The following is a 2,481-nucleotide window of genomic DNA, read 5'->3' as shown; positions in this document are numbered from 1 at the left end:
TTGCCGGCCCGGGCGGCAGCCTGAGCTGTAAATCCCCGCTCAGCCCTGGAGGGTGACGAATCCCCTCCCTTCGGGCAGGGGAGCCTTCAAGTTCTTCCTGCTGGTGGGGGTGCTAATGCCGCCGCGGGCGCGGTCGGCGCGGATCCAGTTCCGCAGAGTCTCCGCATTGATTCCCAGGTTGCGCGCAGTCTGCGCGATCGTGAGATCGGGGTCCGAGTGGAACAGGGCCACGGCATCGGCCTTGAACTCGGGCGAATAGACCTTCATCGCCATAATCGGTCACCCTCCCGACCCCCACCGAGGTCGGCGTCAGGGTGTCCGCCACTCGGGGGGAGGTCCCTTCCGGTCTCCGCCATCTCCCCGGGCACCTGGGGCAAGTCCTGCCCGCAGATGCGGGAGTGTTCGGCTGACTCCGATGGTGGAGAGCGCCGTTCCCGCCGGTGCTCTGTCCGCGCAGTAACAGGCGCAGTGTCTCTTGCATCAACTCCCGTACACCCGGCTGTCCTTGCCCAACGATGCGGCCAGCATGGTGGCTGGTCATCATGCCATTCCCCGCGTGGTCGGAATCCTGACGGGCTGCCTGAACGGGTGGATGCTTCGGGCTGCGCACGCGTAAACGTGGCTGCGCGATTTCCGGCCGGACGGGTTACGCGGCGCTGTGACCTGCCGTGGTCGGGCTTGTGGTAGGGGTTATGGCCGTGGTGGTCGGGGCTGTGAGGGTCGTGGGCCTGTGGCGGGGTGTGTCTGAGTGGCTACGGCACCGGCACTGCCGGGTGGCCCGCTGCCGGCGGCCAGTCCGCCACCAGACCGCGGGTGGTCTTGATGGCCGCCGGTAGATCCGCCTGATCACCGTGCTTTGCGAGTTTGGTCAAACGCGGTCGGAACGGAGCCAGGTCGAGGATCTGCACCGGCAGGCCGGAGGACAGGTGGGCGATGCGGGGTCGTCGTATCCGGCGTCGAGTACGACCGGGACGTCCGGGTCGCCTTCACGCCGTGGGCCTGCTGCGATGAGCCCTCGGCGATTGATGGGGGAGTCGCTGCCCGGCCGGGTTGGGGTGGTCGGGGTTATTCCGTGTCTGCGGTGTGGTCGTCCATGACATAGCCCACCCTGCAGGAAGTTGAAAACTTAACTACTCGCGTCGTAGAGTCGCTGGTGTCGAATCAAAGGTGATCGGCCTTGCCGGTTTACGTAAGCAAGGTAGATGAAGGGTAGTGACCATGATTAGCAAGATTGTGAAGCGAGTCGCTGTTGCGGCTGCGACCCTCGGTGTCGCAGGTGGGGCCCTGTTCGCGACCGGAGGCAGCGCATCCGCAGCAACCCTTCCCGCCGACGCGGGCGCCGCCGCCCCCCGGGTCGTGGCTTACACCCATGGTGACCACCAGAACTCCTACCGTAACAGCGACCGCTACGACCGCTACGACCGCTACGGCCACTACGACCACGGCCACGGCGCGTGGCACCGCTATCACGGCCACCGCTTCCACCGCCACCACGGCACCTGGACCGAGTGGACGCATGCCGGCTTCCACCACTACGCCATCTGAGACCGCGCCCCCGCGACCGCACACGCGGGCGGCACGGCACGATGACGCGCGCGGGCGCCCCTGACAGGACAGGGCGCCCGCGCGCACCACGCCGGGAGGGCAGCCTCCCCGCCCTGGTGCGCCTCACCGGCACACGGAGGCCGACCAACGGCCGTCGAAATCGGTTGTCACCGTGGCGCCCGTGCACCGCATCCTCGTCCCGCGAGGAGTCAATCGGCTGCACGACCTCGACCCGCCGACCGGCGAGCAACTGCGCGAGGTCATCCGGTACGAGCACGAGCGCCCCGGCGACCTGGTCGACGTCGACATCAAGAAACTCGGACGCATCCCCGTCGGCGGCTGGCGGATACACGGAGTGGGCACCGAGGCCGCACGGGCCTCGAAGCGCGCTGGTCCCGACACCGGGAAGATCGGCTACACCTACCTGCATTCCGCGATCGACGACCACTCCCGGCTCGCCTACACCGAGGCCCTGGAGGACGAGAGGGCTGTTACCGCGGTCGCCTTCTGGCACCGGGCCGTCGCGTTCTTCGCCGCCCACGGCATCATGCCGATTCGCCGCGTCCTAACCGACAACGGTGCCTGCCACCGCTCCCGAACCTGGGCCGATGCACTCGCCACGACCGGCACGAAGCACAAGCGGACTCGGCCCTACACACCACGGCCGAATGGGAAGGTCGAACGCTGCAACGGCACGCTGACCCGTGAGTGGGCCTGCGTGCGCGCGTACACGTCCGAGCATGACCGCCGCGTCGCGCTCACGGACTTCCTCAACTACTACAACCACGAGTGGCCGCACGCCGCGCTCGGAGGACGACCGCCGATCAGCCGCACCTCCGGCAGCGAATATCGCGTCTCCTTCGGCCGGCCACCGGAGCCGCTCGATACCTACCCGCAGCAGCTCGCGTTCGAGGACTTCGTGGAACCAACGTCCTA

Annotated in this window: 3 protein-coding genes; 2 read left to right on the top strand and 1 reads right to left on the bottom strand. The window is 67.8% G+C overall.

Going from position 1 to position 2,481, the window contains the following annotated elements:
• Nucleotides 1-39: 39 nt before the first annotated feature.
• Nucleotides 40-273 (bottom strand): transposase, encoded by a 234-nt coding sequence (locus tag VXC91_RS44545; protein ID WP_329513040.1) that lies wholly within the window; start codon nt 271-273, stop codon nt 40-42.
• Nucleotides 274-1,218: 945 nt separating this feature from the next.
• Between VXC91_RS44545 and VXC91_RS44540 the strand changes: the two genes are divergently transcribed.
• Together VXC91_RS44540 and VXC91_RS44535 are read left to right on the top strand one after the other, a co-directional pair.
• A complete protein-coding gene (locus VXC91_RS44540) occupies nt 1,219-1,545 on the top strand; it encodes a hypothetical protein (RefSeq protein ID WP_329513039.1) in 327 nt (108 codons plus the stop codon).
• Between the two features lie 181 nt (nt 1,546-1,726).
• A partial coding sequence (locus VXC91_RS44535; protein ID WP_329513038.1) for an IS481 family transposase occupies nt 1,727-2,481 on the top strand: 755 nt, incomplete at its 3' end.

This window comes from Streptomyces chiangmaiensis, from assembly GCF_036281785.1.
Classification (GTDB): Bacteria; Actinomycetota; Actinomycetes; order Streptomycetales; family Streptomycetaceae; genus Streptomyces; species Streptomyces chiangmaiensis.
Note: the sequence above shows the minus strand (reverse complement) of the source record. Positions and strands in the feature narration are given on the sequence as shown.

What these genes read in the sequence shown, in the direction of transcription:
- VXC91_RS44545 (WP_329513040.1), bottom strand. Translation starts at nt 273, where the DNA reads ATGGCGATGAAGGTCTATTCGCCCGAGTTCAAGGCCGATGCCGTGGCC.
- VXC91_RS44540 (WP_329513039.1), top strand. Translation starts at nt 1,219, where the DNA reads ATGATTAGCAAGATTGTGAAGCGAGTCGCTGTTGCGGCTGCGACCCTC.